General features: G+C 52.7%; 25 protein-coding genes. 7 read left to right on the forward strand and 18 right to left on the reverse strand.

Translation table 11 applies throughout. The features are described 5' to 3' along the window. Positions 1 to 72 precede the first annotated feature (72 nt). The 5 genes from EHV07_RS12345 to EHV07_RS12365 all read right to left on the reverse strand — a co-directional run bounded on the left by EHV07_RS12345 (position 73) and on the right by EHV07_RS12365 (position 4,283). Positions 73 to 672 carry a Slp family lipoprotein gene (locus EHV07_RS12345; protein WP_147198335.1) on the reverse strand — a complete coding sequence of 200 codons (600 nt, stop codon included), beginning with the start codon at positions 670 to 672 and terminating at the stop codon, positions 73 to 75. A gap of 57 nt (positions 673 to 729) precedes the next feature. Beyond that, a complete protein-coding gene (tsaB, locus tag EHV07_RS12350; RefSeq protein ID WP_147198337.1) occupies positions 730 to 1,431 on the reverse strand; it encodes a tRNA (adenosine(37)-N6)-threonylcarbamoyltransferase complex dimerization subunit type 1 TsaB in 702 nt (233 codons plus the stop codon). Between the two features lie 66 nt (positions 1,432 to 1,497). Then, the gene (locus tag EHV07_RS12355; RefSeq protein ID WP_147198339.1) at positions 1,498 to 3,408 is read right to left on the reverse strand and encodes an ATP-dependent DNA helicase; all 1,911 of its coding nucleotides are present in this window, start codon (positions 3,406 to 3,408) and stop codon (positions 1,498 to 1,500) included. 107 nt (positions 3,409 to 3,515) lie between these two features. Beyond that, on the reverse strand, positions 3,516 to 3,812 hold the full coding sequence (locus tag EHV07_RS12360) for a lipoprotein (protein WP_147198341.1): 297 nt from the start codon (positions 3,810 to 3,812) through the stop codon (positions 3,516 to 3,518). A 51-nt stretch (positions 3,813 to 3,863) separates the two neighbouring features. Beyond that, positions 3,864 to 4,283, reverse strand: a complete 420-nt coding sequence (locus EHV07_RS12365) for a DUF4186 domain-containing protein (RefSeq protein WP_147198343.1) — start codon at positions 4,281 to 4,283, stop codon at positions 3,864 to 3,866. 131 nt (positions 4,284 to 4,414) lie between these two features. On the opposite strand from EHV07_RS12365, the gene EHV07_RS12370 reads away from it, so the two are divergent. Beyond that, the gene (locus EHV07_RS12370; RefSeq protein WP_147198345.1) at positions 4,415 to 4,759 is read left to right on the forward strand and encodes a RidA family protein; all 345 of its coding nucleotides are present in this window, start codon (positions 4,415 to 4,417) and stop codon (positions 4,757 to 4,759) included. A 13-nt stretch (positions 4,760 to 4,772) separates the two neighbouring features. On the opposite strand, the gene EHV07_RS12375 is transcribed toward EHV07_RS12370, so the two are convergent. Both EHV07_RS12375 and EHV07_RS12380 read right to left on the reverse strand, forming a co-directional pair. Then, a complete protein-coding gene (locus EHV07_RS12375; RefSeq protein ID WP_254446239.1) occupies positions 4,773 to 5,672 on the reverse strand; it encodes a hypothetical protein in 900 nt (299 codons plus the stop codon). Positions 5,673 to 5,809: 137 nt separating this feature from the next. Beyond that, complete coding sequence (locus EHV07_RS12380) at positions 5,810 to 6,040, reverse strand: YoaH family protein (RefSeq protein ID WP_147198348.1); 231 nt, start codon at positions 6,038 to 6,040, stop codon at positions 5,810 to 5,812. 109 nt (positions 6,041 to 6,149) lie between these two features. On the opposite strand from EHV07_RS12380, the gene pabB reads away from it, so the two are divergent. The 4 genes from pabB (at position 6,150) to EHV07_RS12400 (ending at position 11,606) form a co-directional block, all read left to right on the forward strand. After that, entirely contained in the window at positions 6,150 to 7,514 is a 1,365-nt protein-coding gene (gene pabB / locus EHV07_RS12385) for an aminodeoxychorismate synthase component 1 (protein ID WP_147198349.1), read from the forward strand. Continuing rightward, entirely contained in the window at positions 7,504 to 8,076 is a 573-nt protein-coding gene (locus EHV07_RS12390) for a CoA pyrophosphatase (RefSeq protein WP_147198350.1), read from the forward strand. Before pabB ends, EHV07_RS12390 begins: the two co-directional genes overlap by 11 nt. A gap of 333 nt (positions 8,077 to 8,409) precedes the next feature. After that, positions 8,410 to 9,774: an L-serine ammonia-lyase gene (gene sdaA / locus EHV07_RS12395; protein ID WP_147198351.1), complete on the forward strand. Its 1,365-nt coding sequence runs from the start codon at positions 8,410 to 8,412 to the stop codon at positions 9,772 to 9,774. A gap of 251 nt (positions 9,775 to 10,025) precedes the next feature. Beyond that, entirely contained in the window at positions 10,026 to 11,606 is a 1,581-nt protein-coding gene (locus EHV07_RS12400) for a cyclic diguanylate phosphodiesterase (RefSeq protein WP_147198352.1), read from the forward strand. Positions 11,607 to 11,647: 41 nt separating this feature from the next. Here the strand turns inward: EHV07_RS12400 and EHV07_RS12405 are convergent, their stop codons facing one another. The 6 genes from EHV07_RS12405 to EHV07_RS12430 all read right to left on the reverse strand — a co-directional run bounded on the left by EHV07_RS12405 (position 11,648) and on the right by EHV07_RS12430 (position 16,723). Next, on the reverse strand, positions 11,648 to 13,207 hold the full coding sequence (locus tag EHV07_RS12405) for a TerC family protein (RefSeq protein ID WP_147198353.1): 1,560 nt from the start codon (positions 13,205 to 13,207) through the stop codon (positions 11,648 to 11,650). A gap of 307 nt (positions 13,208 to 13,514) precedes the next feature. Continuing rightward, positions 13,515 to 14,366 carry a 23S rRNA (guanine(745)-N(1))-methyltransferase gene (rlmA, locus tag EHV07_RS12410; protein ID WP_147198354.1) on the reverse strand — a complete coding sequence of 284 codons (852 nt, stop codon included), beginning with the start codon at positions 14,364 to 14,366 and terminating at the stop codon, positions 13,515 to 13,517. 161 nt (positions 14,367 to 14,527) lie between these two features. Beyond that, a complete protein-coding gene (gene cspE, locus EHV07_RS12415; RefSeq protein WP_001062678.1) occupies positions 14,528 to 14,737 on the reverse strand; it encodes a transcription antiterminator/RNA stability regulator CspE in 210 nt (69 codons plus the stop codon). Between the two features lie 53 nt (positions 14,738 to 14,790). Continuing rightward, positions 14,791 to 14,892: a DUF2627 domain-containing protein gene (locus EHV07_RS25180; RefSeq protein ID WP_253461303.1), complete on the reverse strand. Its 102-nt coding sequence runs from the start codon at positions 14,890 to 14,892 to the stop codon at positions 14,791 to 14,793. A gap of 541 nt (positions 14,893 to 15,433) precedes the next feature. Next, on the reverse strand, positions 15,434 to 16,432 hold the full coding sequence (locus EHV07_RS12425; RefSeq protein WP_147198355.1) for an MBL fold metallo-hydrolase: 999 nt from the start codon (positions 16,430 to 16,432) through the stop codon (positions 15,434 to 15,436). A 21-nt stretch (positions 16,433 to 16,453) separates the two neighbouring features. Then, a complete protein-coding gene (locus tag EHV07_RS12430) occupies positions 16,454 to 16,723 on the reverse strand; it encodes a YebO family protein (protein ID WP_147198356.1) in 270 nt (89 codons plus the stop codon). Positions 16,724 to 16,960: 237 nt separating this feature from the next. Between EHV07_RS12430 and EHV07_RS12435 the strand changes: the two genes are divergently transcribed. Further along, positions 16,961 to 17,197, forward strand: coding sequence for a YobH family protein (locus EHV07_RS12435; RefSeq protein ID WP_147198357.1), 237 nt, complete (start codon positions 16,961 to 16,963; stop codon positions 17,195 to 17,197). A 35-nt stretch (positions 17,198 to 17,232) separates the two neighbouring features. Here EHV07_RS12435 and kdgR read toward each other — a convergent pair whose 3' ends face one another. Next, a complete protein-coding gene (gene kdgR / locus EHV07_RS12440) occupies positions 17,233 to 18,024 on the reverse strand; it encodes a DNA-binding transcriptional regulator KdgR (protein WP_147198358.1) in 792 nt (263 codons plus the stop codon). A gap of 187 nt (positions 18,025 to 18,211) precedes the next feature. Between kdgR and EHV07_RS12445 the strand changes: the two genes are divergently transcribed. Then, positions 18,212 to 19,582 (forward strand): MFS transporter, encoded by a 1,371-nt coding sequence (locus EHV07_RS12445; RefSeq protein ID WP_147198359.1) that lies wholly within the window; start codon positions 18,212 to 18,214, stop codon positions 19,580 to 19,582. 96 nt (positions 19,583 to 19,678) lie between these two features. Here EHV07_RS12445 and htpX read toward each other — a convergent pair whose 3' ends face one another. From htpX to EHV07_RS12465, 4 genes are all read right to left on the reverse strand, one after another. Beyond that, on the reverse strand, positions 19,679 to 20,560 hold the full coding sequence (htpX, locus tag EHV07_RS12450) for a protease HtpX (protein ID WP_147198360.1): 882 nt from the start codon (positions 20,558 to 20,560) through the stop codon (positions 19,679 to 19,681). Positions 20,561 to 20,830: 270 nt separating this feature from the next. Then, the gene (gene prc, locus EHV07_RS12455; RefSeq protein ID WP_147198361.1) at positions 20,831 to 22,861 is read right to left on the reverse strand and encodes a carboxy terminal-processing peptidase; all 2,031 of its coding nucleotides are present in this window, start codon (positions 22,859 to 22,861) and stop codon (positions 20,831 to 20,833) included. 19 nt (positions 22,862 to 22,880) lie between these two features. Continuing rightward, a complete protein-coding gene (proQ, locus tag EHV07_RS12460; protein WP_147198362.1) occupies positions 22,881 to 23,561 on the reverse strand; it encodes an RNA chaperone ProQ in 681 nt (226 codons plus the stop codon). Positions 23,562 to 23,657: 96 nt separating this feature from the next. Next, positions 23,658 to 24,158 carry a GAF domain-containing protein gene (locus EHV07_RS12465; RefSeq protein WP_147198363.1) on the reverse strand — a complete coding sequence of 167 codons (501 nt, stop codon included), beginning with the start codon at positions 24,156 to 24,158 and terminating at the stop codon, positions 23,658 to 23,660. Positions 24,159 to 24,352: the final 194 nt, after the last annotated feature.

The following is a 24,352-nucleotide window of genomic DNA, read 5'->3' on the forward strand; positions in this document are numbered from 1 at the left end:
CTGAGATAATGGATAAAAAATGACCCGGCGACTGAATTCAGCCGTCGGGTCATAAATGAATTCTGTCTGTCACTATTCAGTGAGAATAGTTTGCACTTCAGCCGGCCCCTGATTATAAAACATCATGCCCGGCGGCGGCCCCCAATATCCACCACGATGGTGGCCACGCGGCGGCCCGTACCAAATCCAGGGATCCATCGGCGGCGGCGCCGATACCACCTGCTGGGTCAAATGCCAGCGCTGATAACCGGTTACGGCAATCGTTACAAACTGATAGGCCGCCTGCCCGACTTCGCCCTGCTCCGTTCCCTTAATGGTGCCAACAACCGTCACCATCTGATTGTTGAAATCAACCGGGTCGACGAAGCCATTGATGTCAGCATAAATGCGGCCGATTGACGGGCTTCCCAGCACCGGCCTGGCGGTTTCGTCCAGACGCATGGCGGCAATTTCCAGCCGGGTGGTGCCATTTTTATTGGTCACCTTCACCACTTTTCCACCAAAACGCGACTCCTGCCCAACATAAATCTGCGGCGCGTTCAACACCCGAACCAAATCCTGCTGTGGTGTGGGTGACGAGCCTTTTACGGAATCCGGCACGCTAACACACCCCGACAGCAGCAGCGCAGCCAGCAGTAAACTTCCTAATGGTAACAACATACTTTTACGCATAACGTTCTCCAGGAGACTGCTAACTTTGACTGCAAGCGGGCAGATTAGTTGCTGAAATTACTCACGGCCCGGTAATTTTTTCCATGTCACTTCGTTACGCAGATAAGTGGGTTCCGCCTGCTCCACCGCCACGGTTTTCCCTGCCGCGAAGTCGATAGCCGCCAGCGGCAGCATATCTTCTGCACAAGGTAATTCGACCTCTGTGGCGTGAAGTTCCAGCGGGCTGGCTTCAGCCAGCTGTGGATGGGCTTTCCAGCCGGTGCCGACCATCGCCCAGCTGCCGGTAAGCGCAGCCATGCGTGTTAAGGCGTCTTCTGGCTTTAACACCGCTTCGCTTGCTTCTCCCTGCCAGACGCCCTGTTCATCACGCTGATATTCGGCCCAGTAAACTTCCCCCATGCGCGCATCAATCGCTGCAAGCACGCGGCTGGCGCCCTGTAAACGCCAGGCGCTTTGCGCCATGGTTTTCAGCGTTGAAACGCCAATCATGGGCAAGTCAGCACCCAGCGCCATCCCCTGTGCAATGCCAATCCCGATACGTACGCCGGTAAAGCTCCCCGGCCCACGTCCGTAAGCCAGCGCATCCAGCCCGGTTAGCGCCATTTGCTCTTGCTGAAGAAGTGTCTGCACCATCGGCAAAATTCGCTGCGTATGTTCGCGCGCGCAAAGCTCGAAGTGGGCCGTCACGTTCTCATCATTCAGTAAAGCAACGGAACAGGCCTCCGTAGCCGTATCAATAGCTAAAATTCGCGTGGACATACTTATCTCTGAACCTCTGGCGGGAGAAAAATTTTCGGCGCGCAGCATAGCATACTGCGCGAGGAATTACTGCGCTGACGGCGGCTTGAGAAAATCCACAGCCTGCTGGATATCACGCGTGCGCGGCGTCGGTGGCAGGCTGTTAAGAAAGACCGCGCCATAAGGCCGCATCACCAGACGATTATCGCAGATCACCAGCACCCCCCGATCGTCGACATCGCGGATTAAGCGGCCTACACCCTGCTTTAAGGTAATCACCGCATCGGGCAGTTGAACGTCCGCAAAGGGATCGCCGCCGCGCAGCTTGCAGTCTTCCATCCGCGCTTTTAACAACGGATCGTCGGGTGAGGTAAACGGTAGCTTATCGATGATAACCAGCGAAAGCACATCGCCACGCACATCCACGCCTTCCCAGAAGCTGCTGGTAGCGACCAGCACCGCGTCGCCTGCGGCAATAAACTGTTTTAGCAACTCACCTTTGCTGGTTTCCCCTTGCAGCAATACGGGCAGCGTCAGCATGGCGCGAAACTGTTCGGCCAGATCGCGCATCATTTTATGCGAGGTGCACAAAAAGAAGCAGCGGCCGTTATTGGCTTTAATCAGCGGCAGCAGCATCTGCGCCATCTGCCGGGCGCTGCCGGGCTGATTCGGCGACGGAATGTTACGCGGCACGCAAAGCAGCGCCTGGCTGGCATAATCAAACGGGCTGTCGAGGATCAGCGTTTTAGCATTTGCGACGCCAAGCCGTTCAACAAAGTGGGTCATCTGCTCATTTACCGCAAGCGTTGCGGAAGTGAAGATCCAGCTGGCTGGTCGCTCGTCCATCACTTCACGGAAGCGATCCGAGACCGACAGCGGCGTCAGCGCCAGCACGAAGTGCCGTGAGTTGCATTCGTACCAATAGCTGAAACCCGGCTGGGAGACATCCTTCAGCCGCTTTAACCGGCCACGATAGAGCGCCGCCCGCTCAAAAGCCGCATCGAGTAAAGCGGAACGCCCCAACGACAGCTTCGCCACGTCGTAACACAGCTCCAGCGCATCGTCCAGCAACAGCAGCGCACGCTGAATAGTGGGATTGTTTAACACATCGCGCAAATTGCCCCGGAAACCCGGATCGCCCAACGCCAGCCGAAAATCCTGCGCGCTCTGTGCAAGGCGATCGGCAGACTTTTGCAGCTGCTGCGCATCACGGATCTCAGTGCGGTAAGCAATAGTAATATCTTTCGCAAGATCGATAAGCTGCTTGCTGGAAAGCTGCTGGCCGAAATACTGGCTGGCAATATCCGGCACCTGATGTGCTTCATCGAAGATCATCACGTCAGCCTGCGGGATCAGTTCAGCAAAACCGCTCTCTTTAACCACCATATCGGCCAGAAAAAGGTGATGATTCACCACCACCACATCGGCATCCATCGCTTTGCGGCGCGCCTTGACCACAAAGCAGTCCTGATACAGCGGGCAGTCGCTTCCCAAACAGTTATCGTTGGTGCTGGTCACCAGCGGCCAGACGGCGCTGTCTTCCGCTACGCCGCCACAGGTGCTGATATCACCATCCACCGTCTCGCTGGACCAGCCGCGCAGATGCACCAGATCGCTCATAGCCTGCGCAGCCAGCTCGCCGCCCGCCATTGACTGCTGCTCCAGCCGTTCAAGGCACAAATAGTTGGAGCGCCCCTTCAGCAAGGCCAGCATGCCTTTGAATTTTAGCGCACGGGCAACGGTAGGCAGATCGCGACTGTAGAGCTGATCCTGAAGCGCTTTAGAGCCGGTGGATATGATCACTTTTTTGCCGGATCGTAGCGCAGGAGCAAGATAGGCGTAGGTTTTACCGGTGCCGGTGCCGGCTTCGACGACCAGCTCGCGCTTATCATCGATGGCTTTGCTGACCGCATCGGCCATCAGGCGCTGAGGCTCACGTGGTTTAAAACCTGGAATAGCCAGCGCCAGTGCGCCATCAGCTGCAAAATCGTTTACCACATATCCTCACTACCGATGAAAAAACACTGTGATTATGTCAGTATCAAGCCGCGTATGTAAAATGCTAAGAAGCCGCAGTTGCGGCGAGACTAACGGTTAAAACTGGCTCAGGTTTTACTCACCGCGTAGCTGAAAACCTTTCCTTTATTAAGCTGTACGGTCAGCGTTTTCCCTTCGGTAGTGCTCATTGTTCTGGCCTGACTGTAAGACCACATCATCAGCGTATGCCCTTCCGGATAAGGCGTTTCACTGGTGGGCTGCCCGAACAACGCTATCAGCTGCTGTCGGGTTGTCACGCCGTTATGGATTTTTGTCAGGGCGCTCTCGTCAAAGTTTTTTCCAGAAGAGGCGGCACAGCCCGATAAAATAAACAGGGCACACAAGGTTAACAGTCGTTTTTTCATGTCGTCTCCGGATAATCCCTGAGGGTTCAGCTCGCGCCACATCCGACGCCTTCACAGTAATTCCAGCTGCCCGCTTTTAGGTTTAGGTTTGGGCCTGACTTTTTTTGCTGGCGCAGGGCGTTTCATCTCCTGACGAAGCCAGTGCAGGATCACCTCAACGGCCCAGGCCTGCTGTTCAGGCGTCATAGCCGTGTGCTGAGGGATACCGTGCCACTGACTTAAACAGCCACGACAGCAGGTGGCGGTAGCATGTTGAGCAATAAAAACGGGGTGCCCGCGCATTGGCGTCTGTTTGCCGTCATTAGCCGGGTCCGCAGGCGCCAGCCTTTCACGAATAAAATCTGCTGCATGCTGCTTTACACACGCCTCACCCTTCTCTTCGCAATAATGATATTCCGTGTAGCCCAGATGAAACTTCTGGCGGAAAGACGAGCGTGATAAGCGCAAAAAAAGGGCGTGTATAGCAGTCATAGGCGTCCGGTATCGCAGGGTTTCAGGCGCATTATAACATTTGCCGTTCGGTCAGTACCTTTGAGATGACAATCCGCTGTGAATTATGTCAGGCTGTCCGCCTTTTCGTTGCACTTTAAAAAGGAACACTGATGACTATTGAACGTCTTGATCCCGAACACCGCATGTCCGAAGCGGTTGTTCATAACGACACTATTTATTACACCAGCGTGCCCGAGAATCTGGATGACGATGCCGAAGCGCAAACGGCCAACGCGCTGGCGGTGATCGATCGCATTTTAATCCGCCTGGGATCGGATAAAAGCCGCATCCTGGATGCCACTATTTTCCTCGTGCATAAAGAAGATTTTGCCGCCATGAACCGCGCTTGGGATGCCTGGGTTTCACCAGGAAATGCCCCGGTGCGCTGCACGGTACAGGCAGGCCTGATGAATCCTCAATATCGGGTCGAAATTAAAATCGTCGCCGCGAAGTAAACTTATGGGCGCTTTAGCGGCCTGACGCGAAAAGCGCCTGCCTGCCTTCGGCGGAGGGAAATACACAGCTCACCTTATGACCACAGCCCGCCACGATGTGCAACTGATGCGGCCCTGGGGGCTTTAATATTTCACTGTCATAACGCGCATAATTTATTCCTCTGTCCAGCCGGTAAAATCCCTGAAGCCTCGCCCCGCAGGATTTATCAAGGATGCGATAATAGCGCCCTTTTCCTTTACCGCGATCCTCTGCGCCTTCCAGATAAGTGATATTGGCTCTGCGGTAACGTTCGCGCGCCTGAGCTGCCTGAGCTTCCAGCCCAGAAGGCATATTTTCCAGGCCATATTTCCACCGAGATGCTTGTGGGCAGAGTGCGGTTGAGCGAACGGCATCAAAATAGAGCCAGCTGCCGGGATCGCTGACCACATAGCGCATTTGCAGCCCCTGCGGCGGCTTCGCAAAACCAATGTAATGCTGAACAAATTGCCCGCCAGCGGAAAAACCGGCTATCGTCACCTGCTGTAAATCTGGCCACTTCTGTTTGAGATGGATGAGCAGTTGATCCAGCACCTGAAAAGACCCGATATTTTTTGCCTGATCCAGCCCGCCATCCAGCCATGACTGGCAGTCCCACAGTGCATCACCTGGTGCAGGCGCAGGCAGCCCTGTCGACGAACAACGACCGTTGAGCCGCGCTGGAAGCGGGAAAAAAGGGGCGATAACCGGCACGGAATCTGACGCAGGGACGCTTTTGGCCGCCTGCAACGCAGCGCTTAGCGTATTAAGCGCATCATGCGGATAACCGTGAATCACCACCAATTCTGAAGTGACAATGTCACCTTTTTGGGCGGGTTTTATGAAGTAGTGGCTGTTTCCTGCATGCCTGGCTAACGCGAAGGTTTGCTGACTCACGCCCGCGGGATACGCCAGCAAGCGCTTCTGTTGCGCCGCGATGGGGAAAGAACTGAGAAACCAGCAACACGCCACCAAGAAAAGGCGCACCGGGAATGAGATCGTCACCGAGCCTTGCCGCCGCGCCTTATTCATCGTTATTCGTCTTCGTCTTCTTCTTCGTCTTGTTGATATTCTTCGTTTTCGTCGTCGTCTTCTTCATCCTCAAAGCGCGCGGCGACCATATCGCCGGTATGCGTTTCACGGATTTCCGCCGCCACCAGCTGGATCGCCTGGCCGCTGCTCATTCCTTCCGACATCAGCTGTTGAATACGTTCAACTGCCTGTTCCTGTTGCTCGCGCGAGAGCGCTGGTAAACCTGTAATCATATCTACTCCTGAACGGGTCGCGAAGATTATTCCACGCGTAACAAACAGATGCCAGAGGGGGAAAAATATGTCAGGCTTAGGGCCTGTTATTGTCCAATCTGTTTAAATCATGCCACCTGTTTATTATCCGCTTGAGTATACGCCAGAAAGCCTCGGGGATCTGTTTGCTTGTGTTTCTGACCAGCCCTGGGCGATGTTGCTGCATTCCGGTTTTGCCGAACACAGCGATAACCGTTTCGATATTATGGTGGCGGAACCGCTCACCACGCTAACCACTCGCGGTAAAACGACCCGTATTGCACATAATAACATCGTTACCGAAAGCGAGGCCGATCCGCTGTACCTGCTGCACACTGCCCTGCAACAAAGCGGACTGGTGGCAAACGAGCAGGATGATTATCCGTTTCAGGGCGGCGCGTTAGGGCTCTTTGGTTACGATCTGGGTCGTCGCTTCGAAACGCTGCCCGAAAAAGCGCAGCAGGATCTCTTTACGCCCGATATGGCAATCGGCATTTATGACTGGGCGCTGATTGCCGATCACCATCAGCAGACGCTGACGCTGATTGTGCATGGTGATGCTCAGCAACGCCTGCGCTGGCTCGGTGAATTACGCCAGCCGGCAAGCGAGCCTTTCAGGCTCACCGGTTCATGGTCTTCGAATATGACGCGTGACGAGTACGGCCAAAAATTTCGTCAGGTTCAGAGCCTGCTGCGCAGCGGCGACTGTTATCAAATCAATCTCGCCCAGCGTTTTCAGGCTTCCTACTGTGGCAGCGAATGGCAGGCCTTTCGCCAGCTGAACCAGCAGAACCGTGCGCCATTCAGCGCTTTTATACGCCTGCCGCACAGCACTATTTTAAGCCTGTCGCCGGAGCGCTTCCTGAAAGTTGCCGGTGGCGCGGTGGAGACTCGTCCGATTAAAGGGACACTTCCGCGCCTGAGCGATCCTGAAGCAGACCGCCTGCAAGCTAAAAAGCTGGCGCAGTCACCCAAAGATCGGGCAGAAAATGTGATGATCGTGGATCTGTTACGCAATGATATTGGCCGGGTTGCCGAGCCGGGTAGCGTGCGCGTACCTGAGCTGTTTGTGGTTGAACCCTTTCCGGCGGTACATCATTTGGTGAGCACCGTTACCGCCCGGCTGAAAAACTCGCTCAGCTGCTGTGATCTGCTGCGTGCCTGCTTCCCCGGCGGCTCGATCACGGGTGCGCCGAAAGTGCGGGCAATGGAGATTATTGATGAACTTGAGCCTCATCGTCGTAACGCGTGGTGCGGCAGCATTGGCTATCTCAGCGCCTGCGGCAAAATGGATACCAGCATTACTATTCGTACGCTGACGGCAGAACAGGGCCAGCTGTTTTGCACCGCGGGTGGTGGCATTGTGGCGGACAGTGATGAACAGGGCGAATATCAGGAAACGTTCGATAAGGTAAACCGTATCCTTCCCTGCCTGGAATCCGCCGATGACCAATAACGACTACGGGCTTGATCGGTTCCTCAGCCGTTTTGTTTTACAGCGACCGGACAGCCAGCCACAGCCGCTTCCACTCCGTCGGGCAGCAGTATTGGTGCCCATAGTCGATCGTGAACGCCCTACCTTGCTCCTGACCCGACGCGCAGCGACGCTGAGGAAACATGCAGGCCAGGTGGCTTTTCCTGGCGGCATGATGGATGAGGAAGACGAATCGCTTATCTTCACCGCGCTGCGTGAAGCGGAAGAGGAAGTGGCCATTCCTCCCGCCAGCGTGCGTGTTATTGGCACCTTGCCTGCTGTCACCAGCAGCACCGGCTTTCAGGTGACGCCTGTGGTGGGTATTGTTCCGGATACCGTACGCTGGCAGGCCAGCGAGGCCGAGGTTGAATCGGTGTTTGAGATGCCGTTGCAGGAAGCTTTGCGCTTAGGCCGCTACTCCCCGCTGGATATTCACCGCCACGGGCAATCTCATCGCGTCTGGCTTTCCTGGTTTGATGATTATTTTATCTGGGGAATGACCGCTGGCATCATTCGCCAGCTGAGTTTGCAGGTCGCGGACTGACATTTCGCACAAAATAGTGCCATTCTGCGCGTACGCCAGTGAGTTCTGTCACTTTTTGAACGAAATGCGCTATTTAAGTGAGTCAAACCTCTTCACAATCGCACCGAATCCTTTATATTGCTGCGCGGATTGCACAGAATACTTTCAGCGCGTCAGTAACTATTTTGCCCTACTCAGGATTGGGCATAAGAATAAGCAAGTTAGCGACCCGACGCGCTTAGCTATAACATTCTTATCCGAACCTGATTAGTTTATTTCATGCGATTATCCATCCCATGAAGATTACCATTATCTAAAATTTATAACGATTGTCTGCGGACCAGGGAGCAGAGTGTGATTAGCGTTTTCGACATGTTCAAAATCGGTATTGGCCCGTCCAGTTCCCATACGGTAGGTCCGATGAAAGCGGGCAAACAATTTATTGATGAGCTGGAAAACCAGGGCAAGCTTACGGATATTACCCGTATCGCCGTGGACGTTTATGGCTCTCTCTCCCTGACCGGCAAAGGTCACCATACCGATATCGCCATTATTATGGGGCTCTCTGGCGCGTCACCGGAAAGCGTGGATATTGATGCCATTCCCGGTTTTATTCGTGATGTGGAAGAGCGTCAGCGTTTGCTGATTGCAAATGGCCGCCACGAGGTCGATTTCCCTCGTGAAGGCGGCATGATTTTCCGTAGCGATAATCTCTCTTTGCATGAAAATGGTATGCAGATCCATGCTTTCGCAGGCGAAACGCTGCTGCTGAGCAAAACCTATTATTCGATTGGCGGCGGTTTTATCGTTGACGAAGAACATTTTGGCCAGTCAACGCTGAATGAAGTCTCCGTGCCCTACTCGTTCAACTCGGCTAAAGAGCTGCTTGCGCACTGTCACGAAACCGGGATGTCGCTTTCCGGCGTGATGATGAAAAACGAACTGGCTTTGCACAGCCGTGCGGAAATTGAAAATTACTTTGCGGATGTCTGGCAAAGCATGCGCGACTGTATTGACCGCGGTCTGAATACCGAAGGCGTTCTGCCTGGGCCGCTGCGTGTGCCGCGTCGTGCTTCGGCGCTCCGTCGCCTGCTGGTTTCTTCCGACAAACTTTCCAGCGATCCGATGAATGTGATTGACTGGGTCAACATGTTTGCGCTGGCTGTTAATGAAGAGAATGCCGCGGGCGGGCGTGTGGTGACAGCGCCAACCAATGGTGCCTGCGGGATTGTCCCTGCTGTGCTGGCCTATTACGATCATTTTATCGCCTCCGTCAGCCCGGATATTTTTATTCGCTATTTCCTCGCCGCCGGCGCGGTGGGCATTTTATATAAAATGAATGCGTCAATTTCCGGTGCCGAAGTTGGCTGTCAGGGCGAAGTCGGCGTGGCCTGCTCAATGGCTGCGGCTGGCCTGGCCGAGCTGCTGGGCGCCAGCCCGGAGCAGGTTTGTGTGGCAGCAGAAATCGGTATGGAACACAATCTGGGGCTGACCTGCGATCCGGTTGCCGGTCAGGTTCAGGTTCCCTGCATCGAGCGTAACGCTATCGCCTCGGTCAAAGCGATTAACTCGGCGCGTATGGCAATGCGCCGTACCAGTGAAGCCCGCGTTTCGCTGGATAAGGTTATCGAAACCATGTATGAGACCGGTAAAGATATGAACGCTAAATACCGCGAAACCTCCCGTGGCGGCCTCGCGATTAAAGTTCAGTGTGATTAATTAAACGAGCTGGCGCTTTTATAAGTGCCAGCTTTTTTATAACGTTATCTCTTCCCGCCTTTTCAACATGCCCTTTTTCACCCGTTTTTCCTCTGGTCACCCATCGCCCCTTTTCCTGAAAGCTCGCCGCGTTAAGTCGCTGTTTTAATTAATGCCGCTTTTCCGTTTTGTCAGACTAAACTTACCGTTGTGATTGCCGATAACCGATATTTGAATTCTGTGCTCGCGTTTCGCTTAAAGGATGGTTACTGATGCAGGTGTCCCAGGAAGCTTCCGGACAATTTCGCCGCAGGCGTTTAGTTATTGCTGCAGTGGTGGCCGCGTTGGTGCTCATCCTGACACTGGCCTTTCGTTTTGTGGAAGCGAAAAACCACATTGCGCTGCAATCACGGACGTTTGCCAGTGAGGCGATCCAACGCTTCGATCGGTTGTTTTCGCCTTTAGACGTGGCCGCCAATAATACGATGGGCCTTGTTGGGCTCCCTTGCGATCAGGTCCGCTTTCCCTTAGTTGAAAAGCTGGCCTCATTGCAAACCGTCCGCGCTATCGTCCTGGTGCAGGATGATGTGATGTATTGCTCCAGCATTTTTGGCAGCAGCAATATAAATTTCAGCACCGCCTATCCTGAACTGGCGGTCAATAACGAGCGCATGATGCTCAGCACTGATGACCATCTGCTGAAAGGTTCGCCTGTGCTGCTGTTATGGACGGCGCATGACACAGATAATCGTGCCGGGATCCTGCAAATCATTAATATTGAGATGATGAGCAATTATCTGCTGGAGCCAACGCTGCCGTGGGTTGAGCGAGCGGTATTTAATGTCGGTGAGCAGAGTCTGGAATATGGCAATCCGATGATTGAAAAAGCGCGGCCTTCAGAAGATGAAGTCAGCTATCAGGACGCCTCGTTACGCTACCCGTTCACCATTACGCTGTTTGGACCGGCTCCGGCGCAGCTGGCCTTAATGACGCTGCCTTCACAGCTTCCCCTGGCATTATTGCTCAGCCTGTTGACGGGCTATATTGTCTGGCTGGCAACAGCGAATCGCATGAGCCTTTCCTGGCAAATCATCTATGCCATCAATGCCCGTGAATTCAGGGTCTATTGCCAGCCGCTGATTAACGCCCGCACCGGCGGATGTGATGGTATTGAGCTGCTGTTACGCTGGCATAATGCTCGTCAGGGATGGGTTTCACCCGATCTGTTTATTCCCCTGGCCGAACGGCACAATTTGATCGCGCCACTGACGCGCTTTGTGCTCAGTGAAGTTGTCCGTCATCTACCCCTTCTGCCAGCCTGCTCGACCTTTCATATTGCAATCAACGTTGCCTCAAGCCATTTTCATCATCGGGAAATCATCAACGATTTACAGCAGCTTTGGTGGCCTGCCGAGCCTAAACCACAGCTCATTGTCGAGCTGACCGAGCGTGATGCCCTGCCCGAGATGGATCAGCGCGTGGTCACGCAACTGCATGATATCGGAGTAAAACTGGCTATTGATGACTTCGGCACCGGACACAGCTCGCTCTCTTATCTTAAAACGCTCAGCCCGGACGTCTTAAAGATCGACAAAGTGTTCACAGCCGCTATCGGTACGGATGCGATTAATGCCACGGTAACGGACATGGTAATTTCACTGGCCCAGCGTCTGAATATCAGCCTGGTTGCGGAAGGCGTGGAAACGGCGGAGCAGGCAGACTATTTGCGCGAGAAAGGCGTTGATGTGTTACAGGGGTATTTCTTTGCCCGTCCTATGCCGCTGGAAGATTTCCCGCACTGGCTGGAAGAGCGGCAAAACGCAAGCCGGGAAACCCCCGCTGAAAACGGATAAACCTGGCAGGGTAAGTGTGTACCCAGCCAGGTTTCAGCGCATTACTGCTCTTCTTCGGCGTGAGGACGCTCACGCGTAACCCGCACCAGATCGATACGGTAGTCGGTAGCTTCCAAAATCTGGAACTTCACCGGGGGCAGCTCAATCACTTCGCCTGGCTGCGGCAGCTGGCCTTTTTGTTCGATCAACAGACCGGCTAACGATGCGTGATCGTCTTCATAATTAACCAGTACCTGCGTATCCAGCAGCTGCTGCAAAGAGTGCAAATCCGTGCCGCCTTTAACCAGCCATCCGTCGCCGTCAGCCACAATATCTGGCGTTTCATCTTCATCCGGGAATTCACCGGCAATGGCTTCCAGCACGTCCAGCGGGGTGATTAAGCCCTGCACAACGCCAAACTCGCTGGTGACCACCACAAAACTGCCTTTCGCCCGGCGCAACACGCCCAGCAGGTTAATTGGATCGAGCGTCTCAGGTACAATGATGGGTGGCGTGGCCGAAGCAAAAGCGGCAACATCGGCGCCCTGATCCAATGCCACCAGCAGCTCTTTCGCTCGCACTACACCGATAATTTCATCAAGCTCGCCACGACATACCGGGAACAGGCTGTGAGGCGTATCAAGCAGCTGCAAGCGGACTTCATCTGTTGGACGCGTTGCATCAACCCAGGAAATTTCTCCGCGCGGCGTCATGATACTGCGAACCGAGCGCGAGGCCAGCGTCAGCACGCCGTTGATCATGTAGCGTTCTTCATCCTTAAAGGCTTCCTGTGGCAATATTTTTGCCATTTCCGTCCCTTCACTGCTGCTGCTTTCCTGGCTACGTCGGCCGCCCATCAGGCGTAAAATCGCTTCGGCCGTTCGCTCACGCATCGGCCTTCTGGCCTGATGACGCATAAAATTAACTCGCGCAATCTGGTTAAACAGCTCAATCAGGATGGAGAAGCCAATTGCCGCGTAGAGATAGCCTTTCGGAATATGGAAACCGAAACCTTCAGCTACCAGGCTAAGACCAATCATTAACAGGAAACTTAAACACAGCACAACGACTGTCGGATGCGCGTTAACAAAATTGGTTAAAGGCTTTGATGCCAGCAGCATAACGCCCATGGCAATAACAACCGCAGTCATCATGATTGCCAGGTTGTTTACCATCCCTACTGCGGTTATGACGGCATCCAGCGAGAAAACCGCATCCAGCACAACGATTTGAATCACTACAGCCCAGAAACTGGCGTAACCTTTGTTGCCGTCTCCGTTATGCTCCCGATTTTCCAGCCGTTCGTGGAGCTCCATCGTGGCTTTAAACAGCAGGAACAGTCCACCGATCAGCAAAATCAGATCGCGGCCCGAAAAAGCAAAATCGCCAACGCTGAACAGCGGACGCGTTAGCGTGACCATCCATGAGATGAGCGAGAGCAGCCCCAGGCGCATTACCAGCGCGAGAGACAGGCCAATTAATCGGGCCTTATCACGCTGTTTAGGCGGCAGCTTATCGGCAAGGATGGCGATGAACACCAGGTTATCGATGCCAAGGACGATCTCAAGGACGACCAGCGTCAGCAGACCTGCCCAAATTGAGGGGTCTAAAAGAAATTCCATCACAGACTCCGGAAAAAGGTACAGGAAGAGAAAGCCAGCGGTCGAATTAACACGCTAAGCAGGGCATTCAGAAGAACAGAAAATGTGCCGTTTAACGGCTGAAACGGGGAAAAACTGGCCGGATGACCCGGGGGCATTAATGAGCGACTTCGGTGACAGTCCATAGGGAGGGCTGAGGCCCGTTACTCCTGTGTTAAATAAGGATCCCTACTGTAATCACACCGTTGCCTGGCGTCAAAATATTTTCTTACATTTACATTATCATGCATCATCCTGCGTCCAAAGATGATGCACAGGCTGAATTTGCTTATTCCTGCCCGGCCTGGCAGGACTCTGCAATATCACGGGTTCGCTGCCATAAACGCAACGTGAAATCAGTTTCCACTGCAAATTCTGCGGTTGTCGCCAGTACGCCCCACACTTCCGGGCGCGCACGCCATGCGAAAGGCGTCATCTGGAGCAGAGCGGCTGACTCTTCGCTGTTGAGCCGCATTGGATAATTCAGCGAATGCTCTTCAACCAGCGTAAAGCCGCCAAGCTGCTCAGGCGTTTCATCGTGCAGTTTAACGTGCTGATAAATCAGCTCTTTGAACTGAATTAGATGGCGTGGCCCGGGCGTAACGGTCAATACATAGCCTCGATCCTTAACCACTCGCGCCAGTTCTTCTGCCTTGCAGGGCGCGTAAATACGCAGTACAGCATCAAACTGGTTATCAGCGAAAGGCAAACGGTGGCTGGAGGCGACGCAAAACTTAACGTTATGGTAGCGCTTAGCGCCAAAGCGTACGGCCACCTTTGAGACATCCAGCGCATGTACGTCAGCCGGGCCTTTTTCCTGCATCCGGTTAGCGACCGCATGCGTGTAATACCCTTCCCCACAGCCGATATCCAGCAGGCTTAAGGCGTCGCCTTCCAGTACACGCGCAAAGATATCGCACACTTTTTGCTGTAACGGCTGATAGTGACCGGCATCAAGAAACTCGCGCCGTGCCAGCATCATATCGGCACTGTCGCCCGGCTGTTTAGAGCGCTTATGCTGTACCGGCAGCAGATTAACATAGCCCTCTTTTGCCTGATCGAACTGATGCCGGTTTTCACAGCGCCATGAGGACGCTTGTGATGACAGGGGCTGATGGCAAAGGGGACACTGGTACGACATAACAACTCTCCGGCAATATTGAGGGCGGCAGTTTACCGGAAACCCAGGCGCTGCGGCAGTTTTTCTTCGCGTAACAGAAAAAGCCCTGCCATTTCTGGCAGGGCTTTAAAATTCAGATTCGTGCCTGATTACGCGAGGCAATAACAGGCTCAGATCGAAAATTAGATAGCGGTGACGTTCACAGCAGCAGGGCCTTTCTGGCCGTCCTGAATTTCGAACTCAACGTTCTGGCCTTCAGCCAGAGTTTTGAAGCCATTACCCTGGATTGCAGAGAAGTGTACGAACACATCTTTGCTGCCATCAGCTGGGGTGATGAAACCAAAACCTTTAGACTCGTTGAACCACTTAACCTGACCTTTAATCTTTGCCATTTTGCAAATTCCTTAGAGTGTTAATTCGCCCGAGGGCTTGACGTACAAAAAAATCAGAGACACAACTGCATGAGGCATAAATTAAGGCTCGGCAAGGAAGCGGTATTCAACGTAACGTCTTTACTCAGAACTTCTTTACTGAAGATGCCATACATAAACAGAACTGTACCCCGTTTTACCAAAAGCGTTATCACATATTCGTTTATTAATGGCAAGTCATTTTTAAACAGTGATAGAGATGCTGCACACAATTGAAACGGTAAGTCATGGATCGCACATTATGTATGGATTATCACAAGCGTTAATCGCAAACACCAAATAATGGTGGCCTGAATGCTTCTCAAAACTTAGCCCTATGTTAACCTGCCGGCGCACTGAAGTCCATTGCGCTTTAAAGGCTGGCTTCCATTGTCGGCTGAATTGATTGCAGAAATATGGCATAGCTTACTCAAAAAACTTCATTCAAAAATGGTATTCATTGCTTAAAGAAATGTCAGGCCTGACTGCACAAAAAGAAGCCTTTGGTTCAAAATGAAATTTAAATTGCACCAAAATCAGGAAAATGGTTTTTGCGTTGCCCCATTTATAAGCAAGACGGCCGTCTGCTTATTCCCGGCCGAAGCATCAGTCATTTTGGATTAACGGCTCGTACCTCCATCTTTGGCAAGAGTTAAATTAAGCAATTTAGGACTATTCCTAATTAATATTATTTAGTGTAATTTTTGCACCAATTTTCCAGGCGCTGAAACAAATATCATCCAGCCCGGCGGCACGCATCGCCGCTGCTAACACGCGTGGAGGTTCATCAAGCGATTCATCAGCCAGCTCAAAGACTCCCCAGTGAATCGGAATAGTGAGCGGCTGCCCTAAATCGCGATGCAGCGAAACAGCCTGTGTCGGGTCCATGTGTTGCCCGCGCATAAACCATGTAGGAGCATAGGCCCCCACAGGCAACGCCGCAAGATTAAACGGGCCAAGGTTGCGTGGCACAGCAAGAAGGTTCTCGGAGTATCCGCTATCACCTGTAAACCAGAAACTGAGGGCGGTATTTTTTATCACCCAACCACACCATAGTGAGCGATTACGATCTTTAAGGGTGCGCATACTCCAGTGGCGTGCAGGCACTGCATGCAGCGTTAATCCGGCTGCCTGGGTACTTTCCCACCAGTCCAGCTGCGTAACCTGCTTCGCGCCCCGCTTATCAAACCAGGGCTTTAGCCCCAGCGGCACGACAAACTGCACCTGCGGGAAACGATGAAGAATTTTTTTGATGGTAGGACGATCGAGGTGGTCGTAATGATTATGGGATATCAACACGCAATCGAGAGAGGGTAAATCAGCAATATTGAGGGCCGCTGGCGTTTTACGTTTAGGACCATAAAAACTCACTGGCGACGCTCGCTCCGAAAGTGCCGGGTCGATTAGCGTATATTTTCCCGCCGTTCGTAACAGCAGACAAGCATGTCCCAGCCACCAGACCGCATCATCATTACCCGACAAATCAGCACGCTGCCACCACTGCTGGATAAATTCATCGTAGCCGTGAGCCGGGGGAAAAGGTAAACCCTGCGCCTTACGCTCCTTGCGCCAGCGTTTAAGGTCGCCTTCTTTACGTAATTCAACTTCAGGGTTGCGGAACCCCTCAGGCGTGTGGTGTGCCTTTTGCGGATCGTACCAGGGATTTTGCCAGGCCATCTTTTTTCCTTGTTTAAAGTATTAGCGCTCCGGGATCAAACGGGTAAAGTCTTTACTGCCCTCTTCGTCAGACGCTGTTTTTTCTTTCCCGGCCACTGCCTCAGCGAGCCGCATCAGCAACGCATTCTGCCGCTTCTGTTCTTCCAGCAGCGCTTCAAGTAAACGAACCTGCTCATTGGCCCGTACGCTGGCACGGTTGATAAAAAACCAGGCAAGCAGCCCAACAATGATTAATCCAACGATGAAGCCCAGGGACGCCATCCCCATCGCACCGCTTGCTAACTCATTCATCACGACCTCAAAATTTTATGATTACCGGCCTTTTATCGCGGCCAGGGAAGATTTTACCGGCTCAGGCTTAAATTGACAGCCGCCATGCGTAAAATTCAGAACCTTCACGCAGGCGATTTAGAGATAGTTGTGTATGCTTCACTCGTAATGCGTAACGCATCGTAAAAACGTAGTAGCGTGATGGCAGACAGCGTGGAAGTAAAACAGGAAGCTGTCTCTTACAAAAAAGGAGAAAGGATGAAATTTTTAGTGCGTATTGTTGCATTACTGGTCGTGCTCTGGCTTGGCCTGCTGATAACAGGCTATGGCGTTCTGGCAGGCAGCGCTGAGAACGTGGCGGGTATGGGGTTGCAGTGTCAGTATCTGACAGCACACGGCATGACTACCGCTCAGTATCTGCATAGCGATAGCGGCATTGTTGGCGTTACAGATTGCCCGTTACTGAAAAAAATTACAAAAGTTGTCGATAACTGATGTAAAAAAGGCCAGTTTTATACTGGCCTGCTTGTTCAGAAAGGCCAGTCGCGATAGCCCATCTGCTCGGAAATAATGCGTGCAGAGTGGTGCAACATTTTGACGTAGCTACTTTTCTCTTCTTCAGAGAAGCGGATTGTCGGGAAGGAGATGCTCAGTCCGGCAATCACCACGCCGAAACGATCGAATACCGGTACCGCAATACATCGCAGCCCTTCTTCCTGCTCTTCATTGTCCTCGCCAAACCCTTGCGAACGCACCTTATCCAGCTCTGGCAGAAGCGCACTGATGCTGGTTAGAGTACGTGAGGTACTGCGCTCAAACGCCACTTCTGCGAGGATCTGCTCGACTTCTCCACGATCGCGCCAGGCCAGTAAAACTTTCCCAATCGCCGTGCTGTAAAGAGGATTACGGCGACCAATGCGTGAATACATACGCAGGTTATAGAGGGAATCTATCTTGTGAATGTAGACAATGCTGTCTTCTTCCAGCGCGCCCAAATGAATGGTTTCTTTTGTCAGTCGGGATATTTCACGCATTTGCACGTCTGCGCTACGAATCAAATCAACGTTTTGCAGCGCTTTTGCTCCCAGCTCAAACAGCTTTAGCGTCAGGCTGTATTTTTCGCTATCGCCTTCCTGAGAAACGTATCCAAGAGATTTCATCGTCTGCAAGAAACGGTAGACGGTACTTTTAGACATCATGACCCGCTGGGACAGCTCGGTAATACCTTGCGCCCTCTCCTCACCCAGCGCCTTTAAGATGCCGAACACTTTCAGCACCGAAGAGACTGAATCAGGCTGTTTATCCATATCATCCTTCGCCATCATCTAACCTTTATTGTTTTATAAAAAATGGAACACTATTTCTATTATAGATTTTTCGCTGTCGGTGGCGCAACGCTCAGCGTAATAACCTCGACACATTTACTGATGATTACTGTTAACCAAAAATGGCATAGTTATTAAAAAATCATTAGCATAGTGATATTCACTCTTCTGACTACTTTTCCCGATGCCGATAACACCTCCACAAGACGGTTTGCCCATTCCACAGCGTTATGGCGCAATTCTCGCGATTGCGCTTGGCATCACTGTTGCTGTACTTGACGGTGCCATCGCCAACGTTGCTTTGCCTACGATTGCCCGTGAACTGCATGCCAGCCCGGCAGAATCAATCTGGATCGTCAATGCTTATCAGCTGGCGATTATCGTTTCCCTGCTTTCGTTATCTTTTTTGGGGGATATCCTCGGCTACCGACGTATCTATCAGGCCGGCCTGGTGTTATTTACCTGTACCTCACTGTTCTGCGCCCTTTCCGGCTCGCTAGAGATACTGACTTTTGCCCGCGTGCTACAGGGTTTTGGCGGCGCAGCTTTGATGAGCGTTAATACAGCACTGATCAGAATTATCTACCCGCAGCGCTATCTGGGCCGGGGCATGGGGATTAACTCGCTGATTGTTGCGGTATCAACCGCAGCCGGCCCGACCGTGGCAGCGGCGATCCTTTCTGTTGCATCGTGGAAATGGCTGTTTTTGATCAATGTGCCGGTTTGCCTGGCGGCGCTTTACCTTGCGCTGCGTTTTTTACCGGATAATCAGCAGAAAGCGCAGGAGCAGCGGTTCGACGTGCCCAGCGCCATAATGAACGCGCTAACCTTCGGTCTGATGATTTCGGCGCTTAGCGGTTTCGCTCAGGGTCAGAGCGGCAAGCTGATTCTGGCAGAAGTTGTCGCGCTGGTTATCGTTGGCGTCGTGTTTATCCGCCGCCAGCTGCGTTTACCTTTTCCGCTTTTCCCGGTGGATTTACTGCGCATCCCTGTCTTTTCACTGTCACTGGGCACATCGGTCTGTTCATTCTGCGCACAGATGCTGGCAATGGTTTCACTGCCCTTTTTCCTGCAAACCGTTCTGCATCGCAGCGAAGTGGCAACCGGACTGTTATTAACGCCGTGGCCGCTTGCCACCATGGTGATGGCGCCGATTGCCGGACGATTGATTGAGCGCTTTCATGCCGGGCTGCTAGGTGCGGTTGGACTGACTGTTTTTGCCCTCGGACTGTTTGCCCTGGCGCTGCTGCCTGCCACACCCGGTGATGGTGATATAATCTGGCGAATGATCCTGTGCGGTGCAGGCTTTGGCCTGTTTCAGTCGCCCAATAACCATACGATTATCACTTCCGCACCCCGCCATCGTAGCGGCGGAGCCAGCGGGATGTTAGGAACCGCGCGCCTGCTGGGGCAAACCAGCGGTGCGGCGCTGGTCGCGTTGATGTTTAATCTGTTTGATGCGCGTGGTACTCACGCTTCCCTGCTGCTCGCGGGCTGTTTCTCGACGGTGGCCGCAATCGTGAGTGCAGTTCGTATGACTCAGCCGCGCGCCTGATTTATCTGGCATGAATAACCAAACATCAGACGTAAAAAAACCGGGCCTGCTGCTGAATATTCAGCCACAGACCCGGTTAGCGTTGATACCTGACGGTTATTTCAGATACTGTCCGCTGCGCAGTGCTTCAATGCGCTTATCCAGCGGCGGATGCGACATAAACAGTTCGCTCAACGATTTCGATTTACCGTTGATGCAGAAGGCCATCATGGTGCTGGCTTCCTGCGGCTCGTAGCTGGTTTTCAGACGCTGCAGCGCGGCAATCATCTTCTCACGCCCGACCAGTCTGGCCGATCCGGCATCCGCGTGGAACTCACGGTGACGTGAGAACCACATGGTAATGATGCTGGCCACAATACCGAAGACCAGCTCCAGCACCATCGACACGACAAAATAGACCATCGGATTACCGTTGTTGCTTTCCCCTTCCTCACGATCGCCTGACAGAAAGCCTGCGGCGATCTGCGCAAGAATGCGGGAAATAAAGATAACAAAGGTGTTCACGATCCCCTGAATCAGCGTCATCGTCACCATATCACCATTCGCGATATGGCTGATTTCATGCGCCAGCACGGCTTCCGCCTCGTCGCGGCTCATGTTCTGTAACAGTCCCGTAGAGACCGCCACCAGCGAAGCATCGCGACGGGCACCGGTGGCAAAGGCATTGATATCCGGGGCGTGATAAATCGCCACCTGCGGCATCGCGATGCCTGCCTGCTGAGACTGTTGCGCAATGGTCTGCATCAGCCAGCGTTCTGTTTCGTTACGCGGCTGTTCAATGACTTCACCGCCAACGGAACGCAACGCCATCCATTTGGACATCAGCAGTGAAACAAACGCACCGCCGAAGCCAAACAGGCCTGCCATAATCATCAGACCCTGAACGCTGCTTGACTGGATCCCTGTCAGACTGAGGATCAGCCCAAAAACCAACATCACTCCCAGGTTGGTCAACAGGAAAAGCGCAATACGCATCATAAAATTTCATCTTCCTCGGTTAAAATAGGCGTGTAGCGGATACCTATCCTATGGGCGCGGCAAAACATTTCAAGCGCTGGTTTGTTTTAAGTGTCTAAAAAGACATAACTTTACATTTTGTCGCACTTTCTGACGCCGCAGAGTCAGCTGTTGTCAGTTTGCTGTCAATATATGTTGGCTATAGCGGAGTATGAAAAGTCTGCGGATAAAAAAAACACCCCGTCAGCGTCATGCTGACAGGGTGTAGAGGGCTAACAACGCGCTGGCCGTTTAGTTTGCCGAGGCCTGCGTTTTTTCAAGCTGGGCTAAGTCGTTGGCAATATCCACCGTTTCGTCCAGGTAAGGATCCGGCTCTTTGTAATCCTTTGGCAGATCTTCAAGCTTCGCCAGTGGTTTTTTGCCTTCACGCTGGAAACGCGCGTTAATACGCTCCAGGCGCAGCGCATCATCTTCACGGTTCTCTTTCTCGCGCTCTGCCAGATTGAGGGAAATGATATTGCGCTTATCTTTCATCGCGTTAAAGCGGGCAATGTCTTTCAGGATGTACTGGAACTCAATATCTTTCGCAATACGATCCTGATGCTGCTTCAGCAGCTGCGGCTCTAACGGTTTCAGATCGCCGGTTTTCGTGTAGGAAGCAGCGTTGATGCTGTCCCACGGCAGTGCGTTATCCTCAAACTTCTCACCGGTTTCTACCGCTTCCACGCCGGTTGGCATCAGCAGATCGGGCGTCACGCCTTTACGCTGAGTACTGCCGCCGTTGACGCGATAGAACTTCTGGATGGTGTAAGTAATGGATCCTAATGCAGGCCATTCCGGACGCAGCATCTGATCGTAGATGCGGTTCAGGGAACGGTACTGCTGCACGGTGCCTTTACCAAAGGTTGGCTCGCCCACAATCAGTGCGCGTCCGTAATCCTGCATCGCCGCGGCAAAAATTTCCGATGCCGATGCGCTGAAGCGGTCAACTAACACCACCAGCGGACCTTTGTAGTAAACAATGCCGTCCGTATCGCTGTCTTCGCGCACTTTGCCGTTATTATCACGCACCTGCACCACCGGGCCAGACGGAATAAACAGGCCGGATAGCGAAACGGCTTCGGTTAGTGCGCCGCCCCCGTTGGTGCGCAGATCGATCACCACGCTGTCGACGTTCTGTTTTTGCAGTTTCTGTAGCTGCACTTTTACGTCGTCAGTCAGACCAACGTAGAAACCAGGAATGTCGAGCACGCCAACTTTTTGTTTGCCAACATTGTGCACGGTCATTTTTACCGCACGGTCTTCCAGGCGAATTTTTTCACGCGTCAGGCTGACAATACGGGTTTTCGTTCCCTTGCCTGCTGGCAGAATTTCCAGTCTGACTTTGCTGCCTTTCGGCCCTTTAATCTGTGCAACAACATCGTCAAGACGCCAGCCGATGACGTCAACAACGGGTTTGCCCGGCTGACCCACACCGACGATACGATCGCCAACGGTGATGTTTTTGCTTTTCGCCGCCGGACCACCGGCTACCATGGAATTGATCACGGTATAATCATCATCCATCTGCAATACCGCGCCGATCCCTTCCAGAGAGAGGCTCATTTCCGTATTGAACTGGTCGGTGTTGCGCGGAGAAAGATAGCTGGTGTGCGGATCGATTTCACGAGCAAAGGCGGTCATGGCCAGCTGGAAAACGTCTTCGCTGTTGCTTTGCGCCAGACGGCGGATGGCGAACTGATAACGCTTGGTCAGAACCTCGCGGATCTCTTTTTCTTCTTTACCGGTAAGCTTGAGGCTCAGTTCGTCATATTTGACTTTGGCATCCCACAGCTTATCCAGTTCGGCGGTGGTTTTTGGCCACGGAGCCTTACTGCGGTCGATATCGATCGACTCGTTCCCGGAGAAATTCATTGGCTTGTTCAGCACCGACAGCGCGTAGTGATAGCGCTCGAAGCGGCGTTTTTGTGCCAGGTTATATAAATCATAAAACACGTCCAGCTGGCCCGATTTTAACTCGTCGCCTAACGTGGTTTTTTTCTGAGCATACTGCTCAACGTCTGAAGCCAGCATGACATTGTGGCTGTAGTCCAGCAGATTGAGATAGCGCGCGAAAATCTTCGCGGAGAAATCTTTATCTAAATCAAACTGGCGATAATGCGAACGGGTGAAGCGCGAACTAACACGCTCGCTTACCGTCGCATGCTGCGGTTCCTGATGAAGCTGGGGGATCTGATCGGCACGCGTAATGGTATCGGCAGCGAAAACGTTCCCGGCAAACAGCAGTCCGGCGATAACGGTGGTTTTAAAAAAGTTGTTCATGCCCTGATTGGCCTCCGTATCAGAACTGCAAGTGTTCTGCGCGTACTATCATTGCCAGGCCGGAAGCCAACTGTACCCGGACGCCATCTTTGGTGATCTCAAGAATGGTTGCATCCATCGCACCTTTGCCCGCGGTGACTTTGATATTCTGACCCACTTGCAATGCTGCGGTATCGGTAACGGGTTTGGTAGGTTGTGGCTGACGCTCTTTAGCAGGAGCGCTGCCAGCATTACGCTGTGGTTTACTGCGAGCCGGTTTAGACTGTTCGCCTTCAGCAGATGCTTTACGCACCGGCTTACGAGGACGACGAGGGGCAGTATCGGTACCCGCTTCGCGTTTTTTCGCCTGCTGCTGTTCGCGCTGTGCCTGAACACGCGCTTTCGCCTCTTCGAGCTGCTTACGAGCATGTTCGACATGCTGCTCGTCGAGAACACCGCAGGCGTTGCCATCCAGGTCAACGCGGATGGCACCCGCTTTGATGCCATACAAATAGCGCCAGCTAGAAGTATACAGGCGCAGTGCGGAACGAAGCTGAGTTTTACTCAGGCTCATTTCACCCTGCACACGTTCGACTAAATCCTGAAAGATTCCGATTTTAAGCGGTCGTGCTTCGCCTTCGGCACTGAAGCATTGTGGGAAACGCTCCGCCAGAAAGGCGATAACTTCTTTGCTGCTATTCAACTTGGGTTGATTTTCCATGAAATTTCCTGATTACAACGGGTTTGCCAATCAGCGCAGGCATGAACAGGCGTCATTATAATGACACCATCGGCAAATGCTACGTGATCCAGCACTTTAGCTGCGTTTCATGTGAATAAATTTTTCCACGTCAGAGCCAGCAAGCACTTCGCTCAGCCCTTCAACAAGGATTGCCAGACCAGCTTCGTCTTCACTGTCGAAGCGATTATAGGTCACGCTGTCGATGTCCAGCACGCCAATTGTCTGGCCGTTAACCACCAGCGGCAGAACAATTTCAGCATTACTGGCGGCATCGCAGGCGATATGGCCAGGAAAAGCATGGACGTCATCAACGCGCTGAATAGCGCTTTCGGCTACCGCTGTACCGCACACGCCTTTACCTACCGGGATTCGGACGCAGGCGATTTTGCCCTGAAACGGCCCCAGGACCAGCGTATTTTCTTCGGTTAACAGATAAAAACCCGCCCAGTTCACGCCTTCCAGACGTTCGTACAATAATGCGCTACAGTTACCCATGGCAGCAAGGAAGCTCGTTTCGCCAGCGAGAAGTGCGCGTAAATCACGGTTGAGGTCCGAGTAAAATTCTGTCTTAGTCATTTTTTAACCATTATGAAAACAATTGGCGAAGTCACTGGACTTCGCCGGAGAAAATAAGCATTAAATGTCCAGACGGACAAGGTGAAACATACCACAGGTTAATATAACCTAGCGGTTCTGGAGTTTTAAAAGCATAACAAGAACAGGTCATTCACCGCGGTGGCGACTCATTAAGAACCACCGGCCCAAAACCT

Source organism: Pantoea sp. CCBC3-3-1, from assembly GCF_007981265.1.
In the GTDB taxonomy this organism is placed as follows: Bacteria; Pseudomonadota; Gammaproteobacteria; order Enterobacterales; family Enterobacteriaceae; genus Erwinia.

What these genes read in the sequence shown, in the direction of transcription:
- tsaB (WP_147198337.1), bottom strand. Translation starts at nt 1,431, where the DNA reads ATGTCCACGCGAATTTTAGCTATTGATACGGCTACGGAGGCCTGTTCC.
- EHV07_RS12390 (WP_147198350.1), top strand. Translation starts at nt 7,504, where the DNA reads ATGACCAATAACGACTACGGGCTTGATCGGTTCCTCAGCCGTTTTGTT.
- kdgR (WP_147198358.1), bottom strand. Translation starts at nt 18,024, where the DNA reads ATGGCGAAGGATGATATGGATAAACAGCCTGATTCAGTCTCTTCGGTG.
- EHV07_RS12370 (WP_147198345.1), top strand. Translation starts at nt 4,415, where the DNA reads ATGACTATTGAACGTCTTGATCCCGAACACCGCATGTCCGAAGCGGTT.
- prc (WP_147198361.1), bottom strand. Translation starts at nt 22,861, where the DNA reads ATGAACAACTTTTTTAAAACCACCGTTATCGCCGGACTGCTGTTTGCC.
- EHV07_RS12360 (WP_147198341.1), bottom strand. Translation starts at nt 3,812, where the DNA reads ATGAAAAAACGACTGTTAACCTTGTGTGCCCTGTTTATTTTATCGGGC.
- EHV07_RS12405 (WP_147198353.1), bottom strand. Translation starts at nt 13,207, where the DNA reads ATGGAATTTCTTTTAGACCCCTCAATTTGGGCAGGTCTGCTGACGCTG.
- EHV07_RS25180 (WP_253461303.1), bottom strand. Translation starts at nt 14,892, where the DNA reads ATGTATGGCATCTTCAGTAAAGAAGTTCTGAGTAAAGACGTTACGTTG.
- EHV07_RS12345 (WP_147198335.1), bottom strand. Translation starts at nt 672, where the DNA reads ATGCGTAAAAGTATGTTGTTACCATTAGGAAGTTTACTGCTGGCTGCG.
- htpX (WP_147198360.1), bottom strand. Translation starts at nt 20,560, where the DNA reads ATGATGCGTATTGCGCTTTTCCTGTTGACCAACCTGGGAGTGATGTTG.
- EHV07_RS12365 (WP_147198343.1), bottom strand. Translation starts at nt 4,283, where the DNA reads ATGACTGCTATACACGCCCTTTTTTTGCGCTTATCACGCTCGTCTTTC.
- EHV07_RS12400 (WP_147198352.1), top strand. Translation starts at nt 10,026, where the DNA reads ATGCAGGTGTCCCAGGAAGCTTCCGGACAATTTCGCCGCAGGCGTTTA.
- EHV07_RS12445 (WP_147198359.1), top strand. Translation starts at nt 18,212, where the DNA reads ATGCCGATAACACCTCCACAAGACGGTTTGCCCATTCCACAGCGTTAT.
- proQ (WP_147198362.1), bottom strand. Translation starts at nt 23,561, where the DNA reads ATGGAAAATCAACCCAAGTTGAATAGCAGCAAAGAAGTTATCGCCTTT.
- cspE (WP_001062678.1), bottom strand. Translation starts at nt 14,737, where the DNA reads ATGGCAAAGATTAAAGGTCAGGTTAAGTGGTTCAACGAGTCTAAAGGT.
- pabB (WP_147198349.1), top strand. Translation starts at nt 6,150, where the DNA reads ATGCCACCTGTTTATTATCCGCTTGAGTATACGCCAGAAAGCCTCGGG.
- EHV07_RS12380 (WP_147198348.1), bottom strand. Translation starts at nt 6,040, where the DNA reads ATGATTACAGGTTTACCAGCGCTCTCGCGCGAGCAACAGGAACAGGCA.
- EHV07_RS12430 (WP_147198356.1), bottom strand. Translation starts at nt 16,723, where the DNA reads ATGAATGAGTTAGCAAGCGGTGCGATGGGGATGGCGTCCCTGGGCTTC.
- EHV07_RS12465 (WP_147198363.1), bottom strand. Translation starts at nt 24,158, where the DNA reads ATGACTAAGACAGAATTTTACTCGGACCTCAACCGTGATTTACGCGCA.
- rlmA (WP_147198354.1), bottom strand. Translation starts at nt 14,366, where the DNA reads ATGTCGTACCAGTGTCCCCTTTGCCATCAGCCCCTGTCATCACAAGCG.
- EHV07_RS12425 (WP_147198355.1), bottom strand. Translation starts at nt 16,432, where the DNA reads ATGGCCTGGCAAAATCCCTGGTACGATCCGCAAAAGGCACACCACACG.
- EHV07_RS12435 (WP_147198357.1), top strand. Translation starts at nt 16,961, where the DNA reads ATGAAATTTTTAGTGCGTATTGTTGCATTACTGGTCGTGCTCTGGCTT.